We start from the raw sequence: 21,868 nt of genomic DNA, 5'->3' as shown, positions 1-21,868 counted from the left end.
TAATGATTATCCCTTTTGAACAACTTGATAAAGACACACTATACAATTTAATAGAAAGCTATGTACTGCGTGAAGGCACTGATTATGGCGAGCAAGAGTTTAGTATTGAAAGTAAAGTAGCGCAGGTAAATCAACAATTAAAAAGCGGCGAAGCCATGGTGTTTTTTTCTGAGCTGCACGAATCGGTCACTATCATCTCAAAGAGTGAATTTAAAGCACTGCAAAGTGAAGAGCACCAACAAGCGTCGTATGATTAGAGTGTAATACTTGTAACTTTTTAGCTGAGCGTACACAATGGCTTTTTACCCAAAGAGCCAAAACATGATAAAACTCAGCACTCTAGTGGTAGCCGTATCACTAGCTTTAACAAACCAAGCCTTTGCAGAGCAACCTGTTAGCGCGTCAGACAAAGCGGTTAAACTTGCCAAAGACACTATTTTAATCGACACCCACATTGATGTACCTTACCGTATTCACGATACGTGGGCTGATGTAACTAAAGCGACTCAGGATGGCGATTTTGATTATCCTCGCGCAGTAAAAGGTGGCTTAAACGCGCCATTCATGTCGATTTATATTCCTGCTCATTTAGAGTTTGAAGGAAAAGGTAAAAGCTATCAATTAGCAAATCAGTTAATTGATGGGATGGAAGCGATTGCACAACGCGCGCCCGCTAAATTTGCAATGGCAAGCTCTACAAACGACATAGAGCAACAATTTAAAGATGGCAAATTGTCTATTGCTATGGGAATGGAAAACGGCTCTCCTATTGAAGGTGACTTAAAAAACCTTCAGCACTTTTTTGACCGTGGCGTACGTTATATCACTCTTGCTCACTCACAAAGTAATCATATTTCTGACTCATCTTACGATATTCGCCGTAAATGGAAAGGCTTAAGCCCCTTTGGTAAAGAGCTGGTCACTGCAATGAATAATATGGGTATGTTAATAGATGTGTCGCATATCTCAGATGATGCGTTTTATCAGGTAATGGAATTGTCTAAAACTCCTGTTATTGCCTCACATTCATCGCTTCGTAAATACACTCCGGGTTTTGAGCGTAATATGAATGACGATATGCTATTAGCCCTTAAAAAGAACGGTGGTGTGATTCAAATTAACTTTGGTTCAAGCTTTGTTACAGCAAAAGCAGGTGCATGGGGTAAGCAACTAAAAAGTACAAAAGAGTCTGCTAAAGAACAAGGCACTAAGTTAAGTAATAATTTTGATGCGGCTTATCGCGCTAAAAATCCGTACCCTTTTGCCAGCCTTGAACAAGTGCTTGATCATATTGATCACGTTGTAGAGTTGATTGGCATTGATTATGTTGGCATTGGCTCTGATTACGACGGTGTTGGCGATTCGTTACCTATTGGCTTGAAGGATGTGTCTAGTTATCCAAACTTAGTACAAGGCCTTATGGATAGAGGCTACAGCGATGGCGACATAAAAAAAATACTAAGTGGCAATACACTAAGAGTATGGAAGCAAGCTGAAGCATATGCCAAAAAACACTAAGCTGTAAAATTTGTCAGTTATCAAAAAGTTTAATTAATAGCACGGCTTAAAGTCGTGCTTTTTTATGTGTTAAGTATAATTTAACACCAAGCTACTAATAGCTGAAAACGAAACACTTTTCTTTAGGCATTAAAAAACCCGAGACTAAGCTCGGGTCTTTTAGTATTAATTAACTTAAACGTTAACTATCACTCATTGAACGTTGCTACAAAGCACCTACGCTTAAGGTAAGAGCGCCACCTTCACGTGAGGCAAATTGCAGGCATTAAAAAACCCGAGACTAAGCTCGGGTTTTTTTAGTATTAATTAACTTAAACGTTAATTATTACTCTACGATAGTTGCTACAACACCAGCACCTACAGTACGGCCACCTTCACGGATAGCAAAACGAAGACCTTCATCCATCGCGATTGGTGCGATTAGAGTTACTGTCATCTTGATGTTATCACCAGGCATTACCATTTCTACGCCTTCTGGTAACTGTACGTCACCAGTTACGTCAGTTGTACGGAAGTAGAACTGTGGACGGTAACCTTTGAAGAATGGAGTATGACGACCACCTTCATCTTTAGAAAGTACGTATACTTCTGAAGTGAATGTAGTGTGTGGGTTGATTGAACCAGGCTTAGCTAGTACTTGACCACGTTCAACGTCTTCACGCTTAGTACCACGTAGTAGTGCACCAATGTTCTCACCAGCACGACCTTCGTCAAGAAGCTTACGGAACATTTCAACACCAGTACAAGTAGACTTAGTAGTCTCTTTGATACCAACGATTTCAACTTCGTCATTCACGTTGATGATACCGGCTTCAACACGACCAGTTACAACAGTACCACGACCTTGGATTGAGAAAACGTCTTCGATAGGCATGATGAATGGCTTATCGATGTCACGCTCTGGCTCTGGGATGTAAGAATCTAGTGCTTCTGCAAGCTCTACAATCTTGTCTTCCCATTGCTTCTCGCCTTCAAGTGCTTTAAGTGCAGAACCTTGAATTAGTGGTAAGTCGTCACCTGGGAAATCGTACTCAGAAAGAAGTTCACGAACTTCCATTTCTACTAGTTCAAGTAGCTCTTCGTCATCAACCATGTCACATTTGTTCATGAATACGATGATGTAAGGTACGCCAACCTGACGAGAAAGAAGGATGTGCTCACGCGTTTGTGGCATTGGGCCATCAGTCGCAGCTACTACTAAGATAGCGCCGTCCATTTGTGCAGCACCAGTGATCATGTTTTTAACATAATCGGCGTGACCAGGACAATCTACGTGTGCGTAGTGACGAGTTGGTGTGTCGTACTCAACGTGTGAAGTTGAGATTGTGATACCACGCTCGCGCTCTTCTGGAGCGTTATCGATTGATGCGAAATCTTTAGCAACACCGCCGTATACTTTTGCAAGTACGTTAGTGATTGCTGCAGTTAGTGTAGTTTTACCGTGGTCAACGTGGCCGATTGTACCAACGTTTACGTGCGGTTTTACGCGTTCAAACTTTTCTTTTGCCATGACGGAACCTATCAGTTTTGTGTATCTAGATTACATATGAAAATAATCCACCGAAGGTAGATTAAGTTAATTTTTTCAAATAGTATTTTCTGACAGATAAAGGAAGTAATCAAGAAGATTCTTAAGACTGGTGCTGATAGGCAGAGTCGAACTGCCGACCTCACCCTTACCAAGGGTGCGCTCTACCAACTGAGCTATATCAGCAACACAAGAACTGGAGCGGGCAGCGGGAATCGAACCCGCATCATCAGCTTGGAAGGCTGAGGTAATAGCCATTATACGATGCCCGCGTTAGGAATCTGTTCTTAATCTACCTCTAACCGTCAAGAATAAAGTGGTGGAGGGAGCTGGATTCGAACCAGCGAAGGCTGAGCCGTCAGATTTACAGTCTGATCCCTTTGGCCGCTCGGGAACCCCTCCACGATAATTCTCTACTAATTCACTTTCGGTAAAAGGAAAGTGGTGCCGACTAACCGAGTCGAACGGTTGACCTACTGATTACAAGTCAGTTGCTCTACCAGCTGAGCTAAGTCGGCACTGCTTTAGTACGGGGCGAGATATTAGAGTAAGGTTTATTGGGATGCAACAATAAAATTAAAAAAAATGCGATTTTATTGGTTAAATGTTCAATATTCATGCAAAAGTCGCTGATTTTTCTATTTTTAGCTTGTTTTGCTTAAATCTCGCCAAAAATTTAAACCTTTCATTACTAATAAAGAATCAAAAATACTACCTTCAAATTGTTGCTGTAACAGTGCGCCATAACCACCAGCAAAAACAATTTGTACTGTTTTTGTGCTATTTTGCACGCCTAAGTGTAATTTAGCTTGTTCCACCGCCCCGATGGTCGCAACCAACGCACCATTTTTTAAACCGTTAGGTGTATTTTTCCCTAATTGATTCTCAAAGGGGGTTTTTTCGTCGTCAAATACTCGTTGGGTGTTTTGTGTCAGCGATGACGTCATTAAATCGAGCCCAGGTAAAATCCATCCACCTAAATGGTGGCCTTCACTGGTTAACACATCAATCGTTGTGGCGGTACCAGCATCAACCACTATACATGCTTGGTTAGGGTGCAATGTAAAACCAGCAATAAGTGCAAGCCATCTGTCTATGCCTAGGTTATTTACTTGCTCGTATGCGCAGCTTAATCCTTGAAGTGTTTTAGTCACCGTTGCTTCATAACATGCTATATCATGCTTAGCAGCTTGGGCTAATAATTTATTAAGTAAGTCACTTCGCCCTACACAAGCGTATACAACTTCTGTTATTTGCAGCCAGGGTAAATTATTTAAATCTGCTGGTTGTGCCTGCTGATTGTGCCAAAGAACTGCTTTTAAAGATGTGTTACCTACATCAATGAGTAATCTCATAGCTGTGCCTTTCTCAGTGATATTTCACCGCCATAATAGCTTTTTACCTCGCCGTCTTGGCGAATACGAATCCCACCTTGAGGGTCAATTCCTTCGCATATTCCCCACCAACTTCTATGGCCTGTATTTAACTCTACGCACTCACCCGCAAATGCATTAAGCGAATTCCATTGCTCGTGCATTGTGTGTAACCCACTTTTACGATACTGATCTAACCGGTGCTCTAAGTGGTAGGTGAGTGATGCCACCAGCTCGTTTTTATCTAGCTGCTGGGTATGCTGGCTTAGATCTGTCCATGCTTGATCTATGTGTTGACTAAAGCTCTGTGGCATTTGCAAATTAATACCAATTCCTAACACTAACTGACACGGCCCTTGCGGCTGCCCATCTAGCTCAACAAGTACACCAGCAAGTTTTTGTTTATTTAGGTAAATATCATTTGGCCACTTAAGCTCTAACTCTATGTCGTAAAGCGCTTTAATTGTATCGTATACCGCTAATCCGACCGCAATCGACACCCCCATAGCTGCTTGAAGGCCATCATCTAAACGCCAAAAGTAGCTGTAATAAAGGTTTGCACCAAACGGTGACTGCCAAACACGGCCTCGTCGTCCTCGGCCAGCCTGCTGCATTTCAGCCACAATCACGGTACCCGACTCAAGCGCTGTTTTAGCTTGTATCCGCCTCATAAGTTCGGAATTGGTTGAGTCAATTAAAGGATGTACTTCTACGTTCACTGACTGTGACTTTAACTGGCTAGTTAATTGATTAAAATACTGCTGTATTTTGGTTTGATTTAAAAGCCCAGCGTGGTTATTTAAGCTATAGCCTTTACCTGTTACTTTAAAAATATCTAAGCCCATAACTTGTAAGCTATTTATGTGTTTGCTCACTGCCGCGCGACTAATACCGAGTTGCTCACCTAGCGCTTGACCAGATACAAAACCGGGTTGATTTAACGCTTTCAATATAGCGAGTTTATTGCCATCGGGTGCTTTCACTGTGTAACGTCTCCTTGTATGTAGCATTCATCGGTTGTGTTTATTAACCGTACTTCATGCTCAAGCAGTATGTTGTAACGCGAATACACAACATGCTGAATATGCGTGATCATAGCAATCAAGTCTTCGCCTTCGCTGTTACCATGATTAACCAATACCAGTGCTTGTTGTCTATGAACCTCAATACCCGCTACGCGATAACCTTTAAGATTTGCGTTATCGATTAGCCAACCCGCAGCTACCTTATGCTCACTTTGCCCATAGGCGTAATAAGGCGCATCAGGAAACTGCTTTAACAACGTTGTTAACTGTTGATTGGTAATTATCGGGTTTTTAAAAAAACTGCCCGCATTTGGTAACGTGTATGGATCTGGCAGTTTACTATTACGAGTTTGAATAACGTGTTCAAATACGGCGCGTGGTGTCACGTTTGTTAGCTGTTTTAATGGCCCATAACTCAGTACAGGTTGCCATTGCTTTGGCAATGCTAGTAATACCCGTGTGATAACGGCTTTATTTTTTAGTCCATGTTTAAATACAGAGTCGCGGTAGCCAAACTCACATTGCGCGTTAGTCAAACAAACAAGTTTCTTGCTGTGTATGTCAAAGTACTCAACCGACTCTACAAACTTAGAAAGCTCAACACCGTAGGCTCCAATATTTTGTACAGGTGACGCCCCAACTGTACCAGGTATAAGTGCTAAGTTTTCAAGCCCTGGTAAGTTTTTATCAAGCAAATAACTTACTAACGCGTGCCAATTTTCACCAGCGGCAACGCTTATTAAAGTATCGGTTTCACGGGGTGTAATAGTAATCCCTTTGGTGGCCATTTTAATAACTGTACCGTGGTAGTCGTTTAAAAAAATGGTATTACTCCCCTCCCCCAACAAACAAAATGGTGACGAAAAGCTTTGAGTATAAAGTTGCTCAAGGTGAGTAATTTTAACTAAATTTTGGCATTGATTATGTAATGCAAAGGTGTGTAAAGGGTGTAATGCGTACGCCACAAAGCTCTCAAGATAAACCGTTAACTAATCGTAATAGTTTACCTCATCGTCGCAAAATGCGCATCAGATTGTAAAAATTGCTCAACCCACCCAGCCAATCGTGATATAAAACCTGCACTTTTTATTTGTGTTCAGGGTAATTATGAAAATTAAACCTCTCTTTTTAAGCCTCGCTATGGCAGGTATGTGTTCGCAAGCAATGGCGAATGCGGTTGATCAAAACTCATACGCCAATCTTGACGATGTTGTTACAACTCACCTTAGCCTTGATTTAGATGTCGATTTTGACGACAAGCAATTAGAAGGCTTTGTTGAGCATACGCTTAAATGGAATAACAGCAAAAGCAAAAAACTAGTGCTTGATACCCGCGACTTAGACATTGATAAAGTAATGTATCAAACACAAACAGGCAGCTGGCACAAAGCTAAATTCACTTTAGCGAATCGTGATGATGTTAAAGGCTCAAAGCTTACTATTGAATTTAAAAGCCAAGCTAAAATAGTGCGTATTTATTATAACAGTCGCCCAGAAGCATCTGGTCTACAATGGTTAACACCTACGCAAACTGCCAGTAAAACGCACCCGTTTATGTATAGCCAATCGCAAGCGATTCATGCCCGTAGTTGGTTACCCGTACAAGACACTCCAGCAATGCGTGTAACCTACTCTGCACGAATTACCACACCTAAAGATATTCGTGCGGTTATGAGCGCAGACAACAAAGACGCGCTTTATAAAGATGGCGACTACCATTTTGAAATGCCGCAAGCTATTTCGCCATACCTAATTGCCATTGGTGCAGGTAACCTAGAATTTAAAGCAATGTCTCATCAGACGGGTATATTTGCAGAGCCTGAAATTTTAGAAGCCTCTGTTGCCGAATTTAACGACACGCAAGCCATGATCGATAAAACCAATGCCATGTATGGCGACTATGCTTGGGGCCGTTACGACTTACTCATGCTTCCGCCAAGCTTTCCGTTTGGTGGCATGGAAAATCCACGTTTATCGTTTATTACCCCTACCGTTGTTGCAGGCGATAAAAGCTTAGTTAACCTTATTGCGCATGAGCTTGCTCACTCTTGGTCTGGTAACTTAGTGACTAATGCGACGTGGGAAGATTTATGGTTAAACGAAGGTTTTACCTCATACGTTGAAAACCGTATTATGGAAGAAGTGTTTGGCCGCGACCGTGCCGTTATGGAGCAAGCACTCGATGCAGCAGGTCTTCGCGCACAGCTTAAAACCATTGACGCGCCAGACACACGCCTTAACTTAAAGCTTAATGGTCGTGATCCAGACGATGCGTTTAGCTCGGTACCATACACTAAAGGTCAATTATTCTTAATTTACTTGGAAAACAAGTTTGGTCGTGACAAGTTTGACCCTTTCGTAAAAACTTATTTTGACGAGTTTGCTTTTAAATCGTTAACGACTGCACAATTTGTTACCTATATTGAAGCTAATTTAATTAACAGGTACCCAGGTATTGTTAGCATGGATAAAGTGAACGAGTGGATTTTTGAGCCAGGTTTACCAACAGATGCCCCTAACCCTACCTCTGATGCGTTCGATAAGGTTGATACTGCAACCACAGCCTGGTTACAAGGCGCAAAAACTGCTGCTCAGTTACCTACAGCAAACTGGACAGTACACGAGTGGTTGCACTTTTTAAATAACTTACCACGCGATTTAAGCATTGAAAAAATGACTGAGTTAGATGACGAGTTTAACTTAACGCAGTCAACCAACTCAGAACGTGCATTTGCATGGTATATGCTAGCAGTAGGCAACGGTTATCAGCCAATTTACCCTGCACTTGATGCGCATTTATCAGGTATTGGTCGTCGTAAGCTAATTGTGCCGCTGTACAAATCACTTATCACTAACGGTAAGAAAGACTGGGCGCAGAGTGTTTACTTAAAAGCACGTCCCGGATACCACCCACTAGCACAAGGCACTATTGACGCATTATTTGAATAATAAATAATGTAAAGTAACAACTAAAAGGGCCTAATTTGGCCCTTTTTTAATGCTTATTTTAAATAGCTTAGTTTGTTACTTTTTCTAAAAAAGCTTTGCGCTCAGCAACTGTTGCTTGCTGCCACCAAAAGTCGAGCATTTGCGCCGCACTTGGCATGCCTTTGCCTGTAATAGGCGCAATAGGTTTAATTGGCCTACTTGGCTTTTCTGGACCCGCTGGTGCTTCTCGCATAGTTCTAACAGTCGCTTCGCTAGCAAGTTGATTATTAGAGACAACACTCAAAGGCGCAGCTAACGCACTGCCTTTTGCTTTTAAACTTACCATGGGCGATTGAGCAAATACTTTAGCCGCTACTGCATTTTCAGCACGATTAAATACCAAGGTATAATCTGTACCCGCCTCAATTGTAATATCAACCCAAAAAGGCTCTGACTCAACCACCTCATGCATATCGTAATCTTCATCGTATAAGTCGGTATACTTGAGCTTTAGCCGATACGACCCCGGCGCTAGCTCTAAATCTTCTACACGGCTAAACAAAGAGCTTTCTATTATTCGCTCACCGACTTGCAACGGCACAAACTCTTCAGGAAAGTGAATATTTTCTGCCATACTCGATACACTAAATAGCAATGCAGCTACACTGCTCATTAACACTGATTTACGCATATTAACTCCTTTGGTTGATTTGAGTTTGACACTGCTTTGAAAATTTGTCATTAGTGAATCTAAATTTCATACCACTTGATAAGGAACACACAATGAGCCAAGAGACTATCTTTACAAAAATAATCAACCGCGAGATCCCAGCAAACATAATTTACGAGGACGAAAATACTCTCGCGTTTGAAGATATAAACCCTCAAGCTCCTTTTCATGTGTTAATTATCCCAAAAATTGCAATTCCTACCATAAATCATATAAATGATGATAACGCACATTTAGTAGGTAACTTGTATGTGGTGGCCGCTAAGCTTGCAAAAGAACATAACTTTAGTGATGACGGCTACCGTGTTGTTATGAACTGCAACGATCATGGCGGACAAACCGTCTATCATATCCATCTTCACATGCTTGCCGGTAAGCAAATGGGGTGGCCTCCTTATCAAGATAATAAAAAAGAAATCGCTTAATTAAGCTCAGTTACTACATGCTATGTAAAAGCATGTGTTCCTATAAATTAAAAAACAATTACTTATTTGCAACATTTTATGTTTAAATAATCATAAAATTGTACTTGTTTTTAAGTACGATAGCGGTTTTCTAATACTAAAGGTGTGGGAATCGTGATAAACTTAATCAGTCAGCTTTATAAAAGAGTATAAAAACATGAGCAGTTCTGCCTTTTTGTTATTAGATAAAGATCCAATTAATACTATTGGTATTAACGTATTAGAGCCATTGCTAAAAACGCAAGGACTAGACGTAACAACAGGTACTAATATATTGGATACACCTGAAGGGACTCGCTTACTTTTTATTGAAACATCTAGCAATGACGCGTGGGGAAAATTAAAAGAACAACTAGTAAACCTTCGTGTTAAGTGCGATATCATATTATTTAACTTAGATGAAAACCCAGAGCTTGCTAATCGAGCACTACTCAGCGGTATTCGTGGTGTATTTTACACGACCGATAATGCAGATGTGCTAATGAAAGGTATTCGACTCTTATTAGAAGATCAGCTTTGGTATCGTCGCGACATCATGTGTAATGCATTAAATCGCATGTTGCAGTTTAATAAAGACGCACTTCACAAGCTTACAGAGGGCGATATTGAACCTGTCAAACTTACTAAGCGAGAAAAAGCGATTATTTCATTAATGAGTAACGGTTCTAAAAACAAAGAAATTGCTGAAGAACTTAGCATTAGCCCACACACTGTAAAAACTCATTTATACAGCGCATTTAGAAAGACCAAGTGTCGTAACCGTATTGAGCTTTTGTCGTGGGCACAGCAAAATATACCAGACGAAATTCGCTAAACGCTGACTTCGACTGAAATACAAAAACAGACACTTAGGTGTCTGTTTTTGTATTTAATATAAGCGCTTGTTAAGTTTATAATTTTTAATTAATCTAATCAAAATCACCTGCTGGAAAACCCATGCTTGACTCATACACTTTATATTTTGCCAGCATAGCCGTTATTGTCGTCATGACTTTTTTGAATATTTTAACTTGGCGAACCAATAAGCAAACCCCAGGGACACTGATATACATTTTTTATCCAGTATTGATGCTATGTGCTGTCGTTGCATTTTCGCTTGTAAGTAGCTCACATAACTTACTTGTTATAAATGCAGCGTGTAGCTTAATGTTTGCAGCCTCTATTGTGCACTGTTTTGCTATTAGTCAATTTTTAGATTATCGCGGACCTGGATTTAAGCTTCTTTGTTCAGTGACCGCATTTAGTGCAATGGTATTTGGTTATTATAGTTTTTTTGATCCTTCTTTAGCTGGTCGTGTTATCGCATCCGACCTACAACATATTTCAGAAGCCTTTTTTTTACTGTTTATATTTATAAAGTACGCTCGTAAACCTTACCCCAACGGCAGTATTGTATACATTACAATTTTAACACTCGTGGTGTTAGCCTTTATTGCGCGTTCAATTTTTATGAATGAAATTGAGCAAAAAGATCTCGTCTCAAGCAGTTGGTTTAGCACTGTATTATTCTTAAATGGCATCATTGCACCTATGTTCTATGCCGCTGGTATGGCACTGTTATGTAATGAACGCCGAGAGCATCACCTCAATACGCTCGCCGATAAAGCGCAGAAAGATTTAGAAATACGAGGGCTATTTTTATCGACTATTAGTCACGAAATACGTACACCACTCAATGGTATTTTAGGTAGTGCACAATTGGTCATGAACCAAACAAGCGATACGCATAGCAAAGCCTATTGCGAAGCAATTATTAATTCTGCCGAATCACTAAACCTACTGGTCGATAAAGTACTTGAATATGCGAGTCTAGACCAAAGTGACGAAGCCCTTTATGAAGAAGATATTGAATTTAAAACATGGCTAAATAACTTATGTTTATTGCTCAGCCCATTAGCAGAACAAAAACAGCTTAAATTTGAGCTTATATGTAATATTCCTGAACAAGCATGCTACTACTGTGACCAGCAAAAGCTTCGACAAATAATTATTAACTTAGTTGGTAATGCTATTAAATTTACTGACCGTGGCGTAGTAAAAATTCAAGTTGATTTAGTTTTAGAAAAACAACTAGAACACACTATAAAAGTGAGTGTTAAAGATTCAGGCCCAGGTATCGAAAATGAAGAAATTGCCTACTTAACAGAGCCTTATGTACAAAGTAGTGCAGGCAAGGAAAAGGGCGGCACCGGTCTTGGACTTGCAATTACCAGTCGCTTATTAGAAAAACTCGGTAGCCGCCTTGAAATTTCTAGTCAACTGGGCACTGGTAGTGTGTTTAGCTTTACGATTACTTTTGCGCTGGGTGAGTTAAGCCTTGTAGAGCAACGCCATCAAACAAAAGATTATTTAACAGGGCTAGATGTTCTTTTGGTGGAAGATTTAGACTTAAACCAAAAAATTGCTATTGAGTTTATGGCCGACGACGAACACAAAATTAAGCTCGCTAAAGACGGTAAAAGTGCCATTGAGTTAATGCAAGCTCATCATTTTGACGTCGTCTTACTTGATATGAATCTACCCGATTTAACAGGTCAAGAAGTTCTTAAACGCCTTAAACGCCTTGATCACAAAAACCAGCGTACACCTGTACTCGCCTTTACTGCGAGTTTAAGCCCTGATGAAGTTAAAGAGTATTTAGCGTTGGGTATAAAGGACATTGTTGGTAAGCCAATTAAACACCAAAAACTGCGCCAGGCATTAAGCGATTCTCAATCAAATCAAACCACTAATATTGCAGTAGAACTTATAGATACTCTGTACGATAAGACAGCTATTGAAACACTCGCCAGCTCGTTTAGTGAGGATGAGGTATCGTCTATTTATAATGAGTTTGTACTCTCTGCTCGTAATAAGCTGATACGCTGCCAAGACTTAATAGACCAGCATCCTGAACAGTGCATTAAACTTTTACACCGCCAAGCAAGTACTGCATTGCAATTAGGGTTTAATCGTTACGGCATGGAACTTAAAAAAATTGAGCGCCGCCTACTCGACAATAAGCCTCATAATGGCATGCTTGATGAGGCACTTGACCTGTGGCAACGCAGCCTTGAGAAATACTTAAAGTTTGTGCGTAGTGAATTAGGCTAAGGCGGTTTACTTTTAAAAGTAAAGCAGCTTAATACCTTCCGTATATATCATTAAATCGCTCAATGTCATTTTCATCAAGTATGGCACCCGTTTGTACCTCAATAACAATTAACGGCACTTGCTGGTTATTCGCTAAGCTATGTAGTTGTTTAGCGGCAATATAACAAGATTGATCTTGGGTGAGCATTAATACTTGGTCGTCAATACGCACATCTGCCACCCCAGATACAATAACCCAATGCTCTGCACGGTGCTGATGGCGCTGCGTTGAGAGCTTAGCGCCAGTATTTACAGTTATTTTTTTTACTTTAAAACCAGCGCCCTCAACTAATGTGCGATAGCTACCCCATGGACGATACACAACCTGATGGTGGTTGAGTTTATCGCTTTGGCTCAGTGCTAATTGTTTAAGTAATAAAGGTAAGCCATCGAGCTTATTTTTATCGGCAACCAGTGTGGCGTCGTGGGTGTGAATAATGGCTAAATCACTTACACCAAGCGTAGCGATACTATGGTCGTGTTCGCTAATAACAAAATTATTGGTACTGTTTTGTGCCGTATGGTTTTCGCTTTTGTTGTTGCCATAACTATCTTTTTTGCTCAGGCTAGCAAGCGCACTAAAGCTGCCCACATCATTCCATTTAAGTGCTACAGGCATAACAGCAACATTGTTACTACGCTCTAAAATAGCATAATCAATTGAGTCACTTGGGCAAAACTCAAGCGGTTCACTATCGGGCCTAGTAAAACCTAAGTCATGTGAAAAATGAGAAGCCACCTTCACGCTGTGCGCTATTTTTGGCGCAAAACGTTCAAGCTCATTTAAATAAGCACGTGGCGTAAATAAAAACATGCCGCTATTCCAACTATAACCGCCTTCAGCTAAGTATTTTTGCGCCGTAGCTAGGTTTGGCTTTTCTTTAAACTCGGCCACTTCAAAACAGTTTGAGCCTGAAATTTTACTGCCTTGCTTTATATACCCAAACCCAGTGTGGGCCATTGAAGGTGTAATTGAAAAAGTAACCAACTTTCCTTGCTCTGCCAGTGTTACAGCATCGTTTATTTGTGATGTTAGCGGAGAAAAATCCTTTATATGATGATCAGCAGGCATCACCAACATAGGACCTTTAAGCCCACTTTGAATTGCGTAATGGGCAGCAAGTGCAATAGCAGGAGCCGTATTTTTACCTGTAGGCTCTAGTATTAACCCAAACACTTTAGCTGCACTACTTTGCTCTTTAGCAATAAATCGGTGCTGTTCATTACACACTAAAATTGGCTGTGAAAACTCAGCCCCAGAGACGCGATTTAATGTATTTTGCAATAATGAGTTTTCATTATTCAATAGTGGCAAAAATTGCTTAGGCATTGCTTGGCGCGACAAAGGCCACAACCTAGAGCCAATACCACCAGCTAAAATAACAGGAGTGATTAAAGTGTTCATATTGCTAATTAGCCGCCAATCAATGTAATAGCGTCTATTTTAACACTTAATATGTTTAGTGCTATGTGAAGATGATTTAAGTCAGAGTAAACGTATCAGCATCTAAATAAGCAGGGAAAGCCGCTTTAAAGGTCTCTAAATGTTTTTTTTCAAGTGTCACTGTTACTAACTGCTCTGTGTTATCGGCCGCCTTAGCTAATGCCTCTCCCTTAAAATTATAAACTGCAGTGCCACCATTGTGAGCAACACCATTGCCATCGTCGCCTATACGGTTAACCCCTACCACATAACATAAATTCTCTATTGCACGAGCTGCCAATAATGTATCCCAAACGGGGCGTCGCACCGCTGGCCAATTTGCTACATTTACCATTATGTCGTAGTCATTTTTATTGCGCTGAAACACCGGAAAACGCAGGTCGTAGCACACCTGCGGTAATAGTTTAAAGCCATTAATTTCAAACACTTTTCGCTCACTTCCTGCTAGTACATAGTCTCCCTCATTTCCTAAGCGAAATAGATGGCGTTTATCGTAATAGCTCACTTCACCACATGCTTTTACCCAATAAAAGCGGTTGGCTTTTTTATTACCTTGCGCCACCAGCACCGATCCAGCAATCACTGCATTATGTTTTTTTGCTTGTTGTTTTAACCACGTAAGCACCAAGCCATTTTCTGGCTCCGCGCAGTCAAGGTTTATAGCAAAGCCAGTGGCAAATGTTTCAGGTAATAAAATAAGGTCAGGCTTTTCTGTTAGCGCCTCTAGCTGCTTATCAAGCATCGCTAAATTAGCGCTTTTATCAAGCCAGTGAAGAGAGCTTTGCACCAATGTAAGCGTTAAAGTTGACATAAAATATGGGCTGCCTCTTTTAGGGTTTCATTATTTTTTGCAAAACATAAGCGGATAACTTTATCACCCGGTGGCGTTTGATAAAAAACACTTAAAGGTATTGCCGCAACACCTGCTTGCTCAACTAGCCAATGGCAAAATTCAACATCGTTTAAATCAGATACATCACTATAATCTAGCAATAAAAAGTAGGTTCCTTGGCTTGGTAAAACTGTAAATCGACTGCCGAGTAAATGACGTATAAGTAAATCGCGCTTTTGTTGATAAAAATCACTGAGCGAATCTACATGCTCGCTTTGTTGTTCTAACATGTCGGCCAATGCATGCTGAGCAGGTGTGAAGCTAGAAAAGGTCACATATTGATGAATTTTTCTAAACTCGCTCGCTAAATGTTCAGGGGCAATGCAATAACCCATTTTCCAACCTGTACAATGAAATGTTTTACCAAAGCTCGAAATAACAAAACTTTGAGCTAACAGTTCTTTATCTCGTAATACACTTAAATGTGGTTGCTCATCAAGTGTAATATGCTCATATACCTCATCGCTTACAATATATAGCTTGTAAGTACCAACCAACCTTTTAAGCTCTGTAATGTCTTGCTGAGTTATCACTTTAGCGGTTGGATTATGAGGCGTATTTATAACAATAGCGCGGGTGTGCTTTGTAATTTTTTGCTCTACCGTACGCCAGTTAATCGTATAGTCGGGGGCCTTTAATGCCATATGTACGGACCTCCCGCCTGCAAGCTCAATCGCGGGTTTATAAGCGTCATAAGCTGGGTCAAATACGATGACTTCGTCGTTTGGGCGAACTATTGTTTGAATGGCAACAAAAAGAGCTTCGGTTGCCCCCGATGTGATGGTTATTTGCTTTGCAGCATTAAGCTCTGTAGCGTATTTTTTTTGTATTAAACTTGCAATTTGCTGCTGTAATTTAGGTACACCACTTGAAGGAGAATATTGATTAACACCATGTTGAACATAATGAGTAATCTGACTTTTTAAAAAGTTTGGTGTGTCGAACTCAGGAAACCCCTGCGAAAGGTTAATTGCAGAGAACTGATTCGCCAGCTCACTCATTTGGCTAAATATACTCACACCAACGTCAGGTAATTTACTATTGAACACACGCTTTCCTTACTTCATTTTTGGAACCACTCAAAATAAACACGCACCTATTACATCTGTTTATTTTAACCTACTTATAATTTTCGTAAATTTTATCTAATGGCTCCGAAAGGCCACTTTCTTGAACTATACGCACATGTTCGCGTTTAAGCTCTCGTGCACTTGTTACACCGCATGAGTGAGCAATAAGCCCCGCGCCATAGTGAATATACTTATTGTAGTTAGCCACTCGCTGCGCTTTATCCGCAACGTTTAAACCGCGCTGCAAGCGTTCGTTATGAGTAGTAATACCGGTTGGGCAAGAATCTTTGTTACATTGCATTGCTTGAATACACCCTAATGCAAACATATGTCCGCGAGCCGACACAACAAAATCGGCCCCAAGCGCTAACGCCCAAGCAACCTTAGAAGGCACAATAAGCTTACCCGAAACAATGATTTTAACGCGATCACGCAGTCCGTGTTTTTCAAGCATATTGACTACTAGCGGTAAACTTTCACGAAGTGGTAATCCCACAGAATCCATTAAGGGCTGAGGAGCAGCGCCGGTTCCACCGTCAGCACTATCAATGGTAATAAAATCAGGAGCCGACTCAATACCACGGTGATTTATTTCAGCAAATAAGGTTTCTAACCAGCCATACGCACCAATAACAGCCTTAAAGCCGGTTGGTTTACCTGTGGTATTTCGTACCGTCGCAATCATATCGAGAATATCACTGGGGTTTTTAATTTCAGGGTGCCCATTGGGACTAATAGAATCTTCGCCCTCAGGAATACCGCGTATTTTTGCTATTTCAGCATTCACTTTGCGCCCAGGAAGCATGCCTCCCTTACCGGGTTTAGCACCTTGACTCATTTTAAGCTCAAACATTTTAACCTGCTCGTGTGCTGCAATCTGTTTGAGTTTTTCGATACTGAGCTGGCCATTTTCATCGCGTACCCCGTATTTAGCAGTACCAATTTGAAAAACTAAATCGGCCCCCCCTTCAAGATGATAAGGGCTCAAGCCCCCCTCACCCGTGTTCATCCAACAGCCAGCGAGCTTTGCCCCTTTAGAAAGAGCACGCACAGCGGGCTTAGATAGCGCACCAAAGCTCATTCCCGATACGTTAAATAAAGAATTGGTTGAATAAGGTGTTTGGCAATAGGGACCAAGCGTTACTTCACTTGGCGCAAGCGCTTCTTCATCAAGCGTAGGGAAGGCGCAGTTCATAAACATTACTGTACCTGTGACCTCTAAGCTTTGTGTAGATCCAAATGCCGCGGTACGGTCTACATTTTTTGCAGCGCGATAAACCCAACTACGTTCGGCACGATTAAAAGGCATTTCTTCCCTGTCGAGGGCAAAAAAGTATTGTCTAAAAAACTCGCCTTGACGTTCAAAAAAATACCTAAAGCGTCCAATTACAGGGTAATTTCGTCTAATTGCATGCTTTGTTTGTGTAACATCGCGGATATAAAAAACAGCCACAATTAAAACTAATAAGCCTAAAAAAACAATAAATAGACTCGCAAATACGTCAATACTAAACATTATAAAGTTGTTCATTGGTGATCCGCTGCTGTAAAAATAAAAAAGTGCTATATCCAAAATGACATAACACTTTTATGCATTCAAGAATTAACCATCTGTAAGTTAACTCTTCTGTTTGGCTAACTCTTCATTAATATATAAACGTACTTGCGCCTCTAAAACTGATAAAGGGACAGAGCCATGGCGTAATACCTGATGGTGGAACTCCCTAATATCGAAGCTTTGCCCAAGTGCTTGCTCAGCCTCTTTACGTAAACGTTTAATCGTAAGCTCGCCAATTTTGTATGACAGTGCTTGGCCAGGCCAAGTTATATAGCGATCGGTTTCGGTTTTCACATTGTGTAACGACAACGCTGTATTTTCGCTCATAAACTGCATAGCGCGCTCTCTGCTCCAACCATACATGTGCATACCGGTGTCTACCACTAAACGAGCAGCTCGCCACATTTCGTAAGTTAAACGACCAAATCGGCTATATGGACTTTGATAAAAGCCCGCTTCAATGCCTAAGTACTCAGAATAAAGCCCCCAACCTTCACCGAATGCCGATAAATACGCATCTCGACGATAACGTGGCAAGGTTTCTAATTCTGCATTTAATGATATTTGTAAATGATGACCCGGTACCGCTTCGTGCAAAGTGAGCGCTTCTAATACATACAGTGGGCGTTTATCAAGTGCGTACGTATTCACCCAATAATAGCCCGCCTCATCATCTCTATTTGACCCTGAGTAGCGACCCGTTGTGTATTTGGGCGCTATGCTCGCGGGTACCGGCGCAACACCATACGGTTTACGAGGCAAGGTATGAAACAGCTTAGGCAGTTGTGCGTCCATTTTTTTTGCTATATATGCTGCCTCTTTAAGTAGCTCCTCCGGTGTGGTTGCATAAAATTGCGGATCGGTTCGTAAAAAGTGAATGAACTCTGCAAATGTTCCCTCAAACTCAACTTCTTTTATAATGGCTTCCATTTCGCCGCGAATGCGTGCAACTTCTTTTAACCCCAGCTCGTGTATCTCTTTAGGGGTCATCTCGGTAGTGGTGTAATATTTAGCTCTATTTTTATAAAACGATTCGCCGTTTGGCGTATTTGAAATACCTATCGAAGTGCGCGCACCGGGGCGATACTCCTGTGTAAAAAAAGCTAAATAATTTTTATATGATTCAATTACTTTATCTTTTATTACAGACTGCGCCTGCTGCTGAAGTGATTTAAACTCACTCTCTGGCAAGCCTGCGTTATTTTTTAAAAAAGGTTTATAATATTCAGACGTTGTAACATCCTCAACTATATAGGCTGATATTGATTCTTCGTACCCTTCAAGCACGGCTTTAGGCTGCGTTAAACCTGTTTCAAGACCTTTTTTCATCCAATAAATATTTTGTTCAAAAAAGCGAGGGACCTGAGCCAAACGTGCTAAATAGGTTTGATAATTTTGCAGTGTTTTATATTGGCTGCTGTTTACAATATACGATAAGCCAGAATGAAAACCGTACTCAGAAGTTAGCGGCATGTAATGAGCATTAAATACATATTCGTCAACGCTGTTTTGTACTTGAGCGCGAATAATACTGAAGTTTATTTGGTTTTCATCACTCAGGGACGCTGCATCTAAGGCGTCTAGCTCAGCCAAGAACTGAGTTTTTTTATTGTATTGCTGCTCTAAAAACTCAGGCGATAGATTCGCTAACAAATAACCATTAACACCCTCAATGTTGCCGTAAGGGCTGGAACTTTGTCGGTAATCAACAATGCTATCTGCAACCGCTGTAAACTGACTATCGGCGTTATAGTTTGTGGTTTGACAGGCACTTAAAGTACATAAAAGCGTCATGCTGATAAGTGTATTGCGGATTGGCTTAAGTAATAAATTATTCGTCATAATAAAATTTAGTCAGATAATGAATTTCACAAAGCTATCGCAGACTCAGTAAATAGCAAGTAAATGAGACAAGTATCGTTGATCATAACGCCCTACCAGGCTTAAAGCTTATTCAATAAAAGGGCAAGCTATGATATAGCATATAGCTATTACACTGCGCTATCAGGCGCATTTGCAATAGCCTCACTTTATAACGTGCCTTTACCTTAATACTAAAACAACCACTGTAAGATGAAGTTTTAAATGAAAATCGACTCTAAAAGTACAGTTTTAAAAAGTATTTATTAAACGATCAATCCTATTAAATGAGTTAAAAACAAGCCTAATTGATGAGAAAAGCAGCTATTAAGCGACTAAAGTAAAATTTAAGTTCCCTTGGCCCTATTTTTGCTTTTTAATAGCAGTTATAACGAATACAGTAGTAAAAAATAATAAAAAAGCTTGGACGCACAATCGACTCATGGAATGAAATTATAAATTAAGCATTGATGCGTACTTAGTTGGTATTAAATAATGATGTTCCATGATTCCATGGCTATTGCTCAAGAGAAAATGACTCAAGTGTGTATGTTCTTAGAACGCTATGCATTGCCGCCAACGCCCCTGAACTTTCAAGTTGTTTACACCTACGTTAGCCAAGCAAATTTAAAATTAAATAAAGCATTAGATCGCGCTATTTCCACCGATGAAAACATTGATGGCGTATTAATAGAGCAACTTTACTTTGAATTTTTAAATGTCGGACACAATACGCAAGTGTCGATGATTCAAAACGTAGACGGCGTTATTACTTCATTGTCTAACAATGCGCAAAATACAGAAAAACAAATCAGTCGCTTTGCAGATCAAGTGAGTGAATGTGTTCATTCGCTTGACGAAAACAATATAGAACAAAGCCGCCAAGCACTTAACAAACTTGATAAGCAAACTGCTGAGTTACTCGCTCAACATAAAAAGTTTAAGCAAGAGCTAACGAGAGCAAAAAAACTACACGAAAGAACACAAAAACAACTTTCTCAACTTCGTAAGCAACACATTATAGATAGTCAAACTGGCTTATTTAAACGCCATTACTTAACCCAACAAACTGAATTATGGGCGACTCAAGACAAGTCTATTTGTGCCATTGCCATTCAAATAGATAATTTAGCGCATTTTGTTGATAACTTTGGCGATATTATTGGTGAAGTGATTTTAAATAAAGTGGCTAAACAAGTTCAAAAGTATGTAATGCAAAGTGGTTTACCGGGGCGTACCGCTAAAGATCAGTTCACTGTTTTATTAGCTGACATTGACCCTGAAACAGCGATTCTCATTGCTGAAAAAGTTCGTAAAGGTGTAGAAAAACTGCGTTTTGTAAGCTCAAAAAGTGGCGCAAAACTGCCCAGCATTAACTTATCGCTTGGAATCGCTCAGCATCAGCAAAAAGAAGACTTTAACCAACTGGCTAAAAAAGCGTCCCATGCGGCATTTAAAGCCCGCTCTCTTGGCCAAAGTAGTTTTACCGCCGGCCAATAAAACACCTGATAAATCATATTCAAATTGCACCTTCGGTGCACAATAAAGTACACTAGTGCTTATTGCCACGATAGAGATTAATCATGAACGAGACCCCAGAAAAGACCACGCACTTTGGCTACAAAACCGTTGCTGAAAACGAAAAAGCATCAATGGTTGCAGATGTATTTCACTCTGTTGCGGCTAAGTACGATGTAATGAATGATTTAATGTCTTTTGGTGTCCACCGTTTATGGAAACGTCAAACTATAGCCAGTTCAGGCGTGCGTAAAGGCCATCATGTTCTTGACTTAGCCGGTGGTACAGGCGATTTAACTGCAAAATTTAGTCAACTGGTCGGTGAAACTGGCCAAGTGGTTTTGGGCGATATTAACTCATCTATGCTCAAAGTAGGTCGTGAAAAGCTTCATAATTTAGGCCTTGTAGGCAATATTGACTACGTACAAATGAATGCTGAAATGCTGCCATTTCCAGATAACAGCTTTGATGTGATCACCATCGCCTTCGGTTTACGTAATGTAACCGACAAAGACAAGGCGCTGCGCTCAATGTATCGCATACTAAAGCCAGGTGGTCGTTTGTTAGTATTAGAGTTTTCTAAGCCAAAACACGAAGCACTTAGCAAAGCGTATGATTTTTACTCGTTCAATTTATTGCCAACAATGGGCAAGCTAGTTGCTAACGACAGTGAATCTTATCAATATTTAGCAGAGTCAATTCGTATGCACCCAGACCAAGATACGCTTAAAGCTATGATGGATGAAGCTGGGTTTGAACAAACAACGTATCAAAACCTAACAGGCGGAATTGTTGCCCTTCACCGTGGTTTTAAATATTAAGGCACAG

Annotated in this window: 18 protein-coding genes and 4 tRNA genes; 8 read left to right on the top strand and 14 right to left on the bottom strand. The window is 40.5% G+C overall.

From position 1 onward, the window contains the following. Window positions 1-2 precede the first annotated feature (2 nt). Together PS1M3_RS00550 and PS1M3_RS00545 are read left to right on the top strand one after the other, a co-directional pair. Window positions 3-257 carry a YheU family protein gene (locus PS1M3_RS00550; RefSeq protein WP_008126773.1) on the top strand — a complete coding sequence of 85 codons (255 nt, stop codon included), beginning with the start codon at window positions 3-5 and terminating at the stop codon, window positions 255-257. A gap of 64 nt (window positions 258-321) precedes the next feature. Then, complete coding sequence (locus PS1M3_RS00545) at window positions 322-1,518, top strand: dipeptidase (RefSeq protein WP_203985704.1); 1,197 nt, start codon at window positions 322-324, stop codon at window positions 1,516-1,518. A 325-nt stretch (window positions 1,519-1,843) separates the two neighbouring features. On the opposite strand, the gene tuf is transcribed toward PS1M3_RS00545, so the two are convergent. The 8 genes from tuf to murB all read right to left on the bottom strand — a co-directional run bounded on the left by tuf (window position 1,844) and on the right by murB (window position 6,409). Then, a complete protein-coding gene (gene tuf, locus PS1M3_RS00540; RefSeq protein ID WP_006791257.1) occupies window positions 1,844-3,028 on the bottom strand; it encodes an elongation factor Tu in 1,185 nt (394 codons plus the stop codon). Between the two features lie 128 nt (window positions 3,029-3,156). Further along, window positions 3,157-3,232: transfer RNA gene (locus PS1M3_RS00535), tRNA-Thr, on the bottom strand. An 11-nt stretch (window positions 3,233-3,243) separates the two neighbouring features. Continuing rightward, window positions 3,244-3,318 (bottom strand) — tRNA-Gly (locus tag PS1M3_RS00530). Window positions 3,319-3,363: 45 nt separating this feature from the next. Beyond that, window positions 3,364-3,448, bottom strand: a tRNA-Tyr gene (locus PS1M3_RS00525). A gap of 40 nt (window positions 3,449-3,488) precedes the next feature. Continuing rightward, window positions 3,489-3,564: transfer RNA gene (locus tag PS1M3_RS00520), tRNA-Thr, on the bottom strand. A gap of 126 nt (window positions 3,565-3,690) precedes the next feature. Beyond that, entirely contained in the window at window positions 3,691-4,401 is a 711-nt protein-coding gene (locus PS1M3_RS00515; protein ID WP_138739889.1) for a type III pantothenate kinase, read from the bottom strand. Beyond that, a complete protein-coding gene (gene birA / locus PS1M3_RS00510; protein ID WP_008132261.1) occupies window positions 4,398-5,402 on the bottom strand; it encodes a bifunctional biotin--[acetyl-CoA-carboxylase] ligase/biotin operon repressor BirA in 1,005 nt (334 codons plus the stop codon). Before birA ends, PS1M3_RS00515 begins: the two co-directional genes overlap by 4 nt. After that, the gene (gene murB / locus PS1M3_RS00505; protein ID WP_008132262.1) at window positions 5,399-6,409 is read right to left on the bottom strand and encodes a UDP-N-acetylmuramate dehydrogenase; all 1,011 of its coding nucleotides are present in this window, start codon (window positions 6,407-6,409) and stop codon (window positions 5,399-5,401) included. Before murB ends, birA begins: the two co-directional genes overlap by 4 nt. 142 nt (window positions 6,410-6,551) lie before the next feature. Between murB and PS1M3_RS00500 the strand changes: the two genes are divergently transcribed. Then, window positions 6,552-8,393: a M1 family metallopeptidase gene (locus PS1M3_RS00500; RefSeq protein WP_008132263.1), complete on the top strand. Its 1,842-nt coding sequence runs from the start codon at window positions 6,552-6,554 to the stop codon at window positions 8,391-8,393. A gap of 67 nt (window positions 8,394-8,460) precedes the next feature. Here the strand turns inward: PS1M3_RS00500 and PS1M3_RS00495 are convergent, their stop codons facing one another. Further along, a complete protein-coding gene (locus PS1M3_RS00495) occupies window positions 8,461-9,063 on the bottom strand; it encodes a DUF2057 domain-containing protein (RefSeq protein ID WP_008132267.1) in 603 nt (200 codons plus the stop codon). 92 nt (window positions 9,064-9,155) lie between these two features. On the opposite strand from PS1M3_RS00495, the gene PS1M3_RS00490 reads away from it, so the two are divergent. The 3 genes from PS1M3_RS00490 (at window position 9,156) to PS1M3_RS00480 (ending at window position 12,659) form a co-directional block, all read left to right on the top strand. Then, the gene (locus tag PS1M3_RS00490; RefSeq protein WP_006793873.1) at window positions 9,156-9,527 is read left to right on the top strand and encodes a histidine triad nucleotide-binding protein; all 372 of its coding nucleotides are present in this window, start codon (window positions 9,156-9,158) and stop codon (window positions 9,525-9,527) included. Between the two features lie 196 nt (window positions 9,528-9,723). Further along, complete coding sequence (locus tag PS1M3_RS00485; protein ID WP_008132268.1) at window positions 9,724-10,380, top strand: response regulator transcription factor; 657 nt, start codon at window positions 9,724-9,726, stop codon at window positions 10,378-10,380. Window positions 10,381-10,502: 122 nt separating this feature from the next. Beyond that, the gene (locus PS1M3_RS00480; protein WP_138739888.1) at window positions 10,503-12,659 is read left to right on the top strand and encodes an ATP-binding protein; all 2,157 of its coding nucleotides are present in this window, start codon (window positions 10,503-10,505) and stop codon (window positions 12,657-12,659) included. Between the two features lie 28 nt (window positions 12,660-12,687). Here the strand turns inward: PS1M3_RS00480 and PS1M3_RS00475 are convergent, their stop codons facing one another. The 5 genes from PS1M3_RS00475 to PS1M3_RS00455 all read right to left on the bottom strand — a co-directional run bounded on the left by PS1M3_RS00475 (window position 12,688) and on the right by PS1M3_RS00455 (window position 19,504). Continuing rightward, window positions 12,688-14,103 (bottom strand): mannose-1-phosphate guanylyltransferase/mannose-6-phosphate isomerase, encoded by a 1,416-nt coding sequence (locus tag PS1M3_RS00475; protein ID WP_203985699.1) that lies wholly within the window; start codon window positions 14,101-14,103, stop codon window positions 12,688-12,690. A gap of 76 nt (window positions 14,104-14,179) precedes the next feature. Then, the gene (locus PS1M3_RS00470; protein WP_138739886.1) at window positions 14,180-14,953 is read right to left on the bottom strand and encodes an amidohydrolase; all 774 of its coding nucleotides are present in this window, start codon (window positions 14,951-14,953) and stop codon (window positions 14,180-14,182) included. Further along, window positions 14,941-16,083, bottom strand: coding sequence for a methionine aminotransferase (locus tag PS1M3_RS00465; protein WP_138739885.1), 1,143 nt, complete (start codon window positions 16,081-16,083; stop codon window positions 14,941-14,943). The genes PS1M3_RS00470 and PS1M3_RS00465 overlap by 13 nt, the downstream gene beginning before the upstream one ends. A 70-nt stretch (window positions 16,084-16,153) precedes the next feature. Then, window positions 16,154-17,635 (bottom strand): FMN-binding glutamate synthase family protein, encoded by a 1,482-nt coding sequence (locus PS1M3_RS00460; protein WP_006793867.1) that lies wholly within the window; start codon window positions 17,633-17,635, stop codon window positions 16,154-16,156. Between the two features lie 87 nt (window positions 17,636-17,722). Further along, window positions 17,723-19,504, bottom strand: coding sequence for a DUF885 family protein (locus PS1M3_RS00455; protein WP_138739884.1), 1,782 nt, complete (start codon window positions 19,502-19,504; stop codon window positions 17,723-17,725). Window positions 19,505-20,035: 531 nt separating this feature from the next. On the opposite strand from PS1M3_RS00455, the gene PS1M3_RS00450 reads away from it, so the two are divergent. Further along, on the top strand, window positions 20,036-21,022 hold the full coding sequence (locus PS1M3_RS00450) for a GGDEF domain-containing protein (RefSeq protein ID WP_203987236.1): 987 nt from the start codon (window positions 20,036-20,038) through the stop codon (window positions 21,020-21,022). Window positions 21,023-21,105: 83 nt separating this feature from the next. Then, complete coding sequence (gene ubiE / locus PS1M3_RS00445) at window positions 21,106-21,861, top strand: bifunctional demethylmenaquinone methyltransferase/2-methoxy-6-polyprenyl-1,4-benzoquinol methylase UbiE (protein ID WP_006793864.1); 756 nt, start codon at window positions 21,106-21,108, stop codon at window positions 21,859-21,861. Window positions 21,862-21,868: the final 7 nt, after the last annotated feature.

Origin of the sequence: Pseudoalteromonas sp. PS1M3, from assembly GCF_016865405.1 — a bacterium.
Classification (GTDB): domain Bacteria; phylum Pseudomonadota; class Gammaproteobacteria; order Enterobacterales; family Alteromonadaceae; genus Pseudoalteromonas; species Pseudoalteromonas marina.
This window is presented reverse-complemented; position numbering and strand designations above follow the sequence as displayed.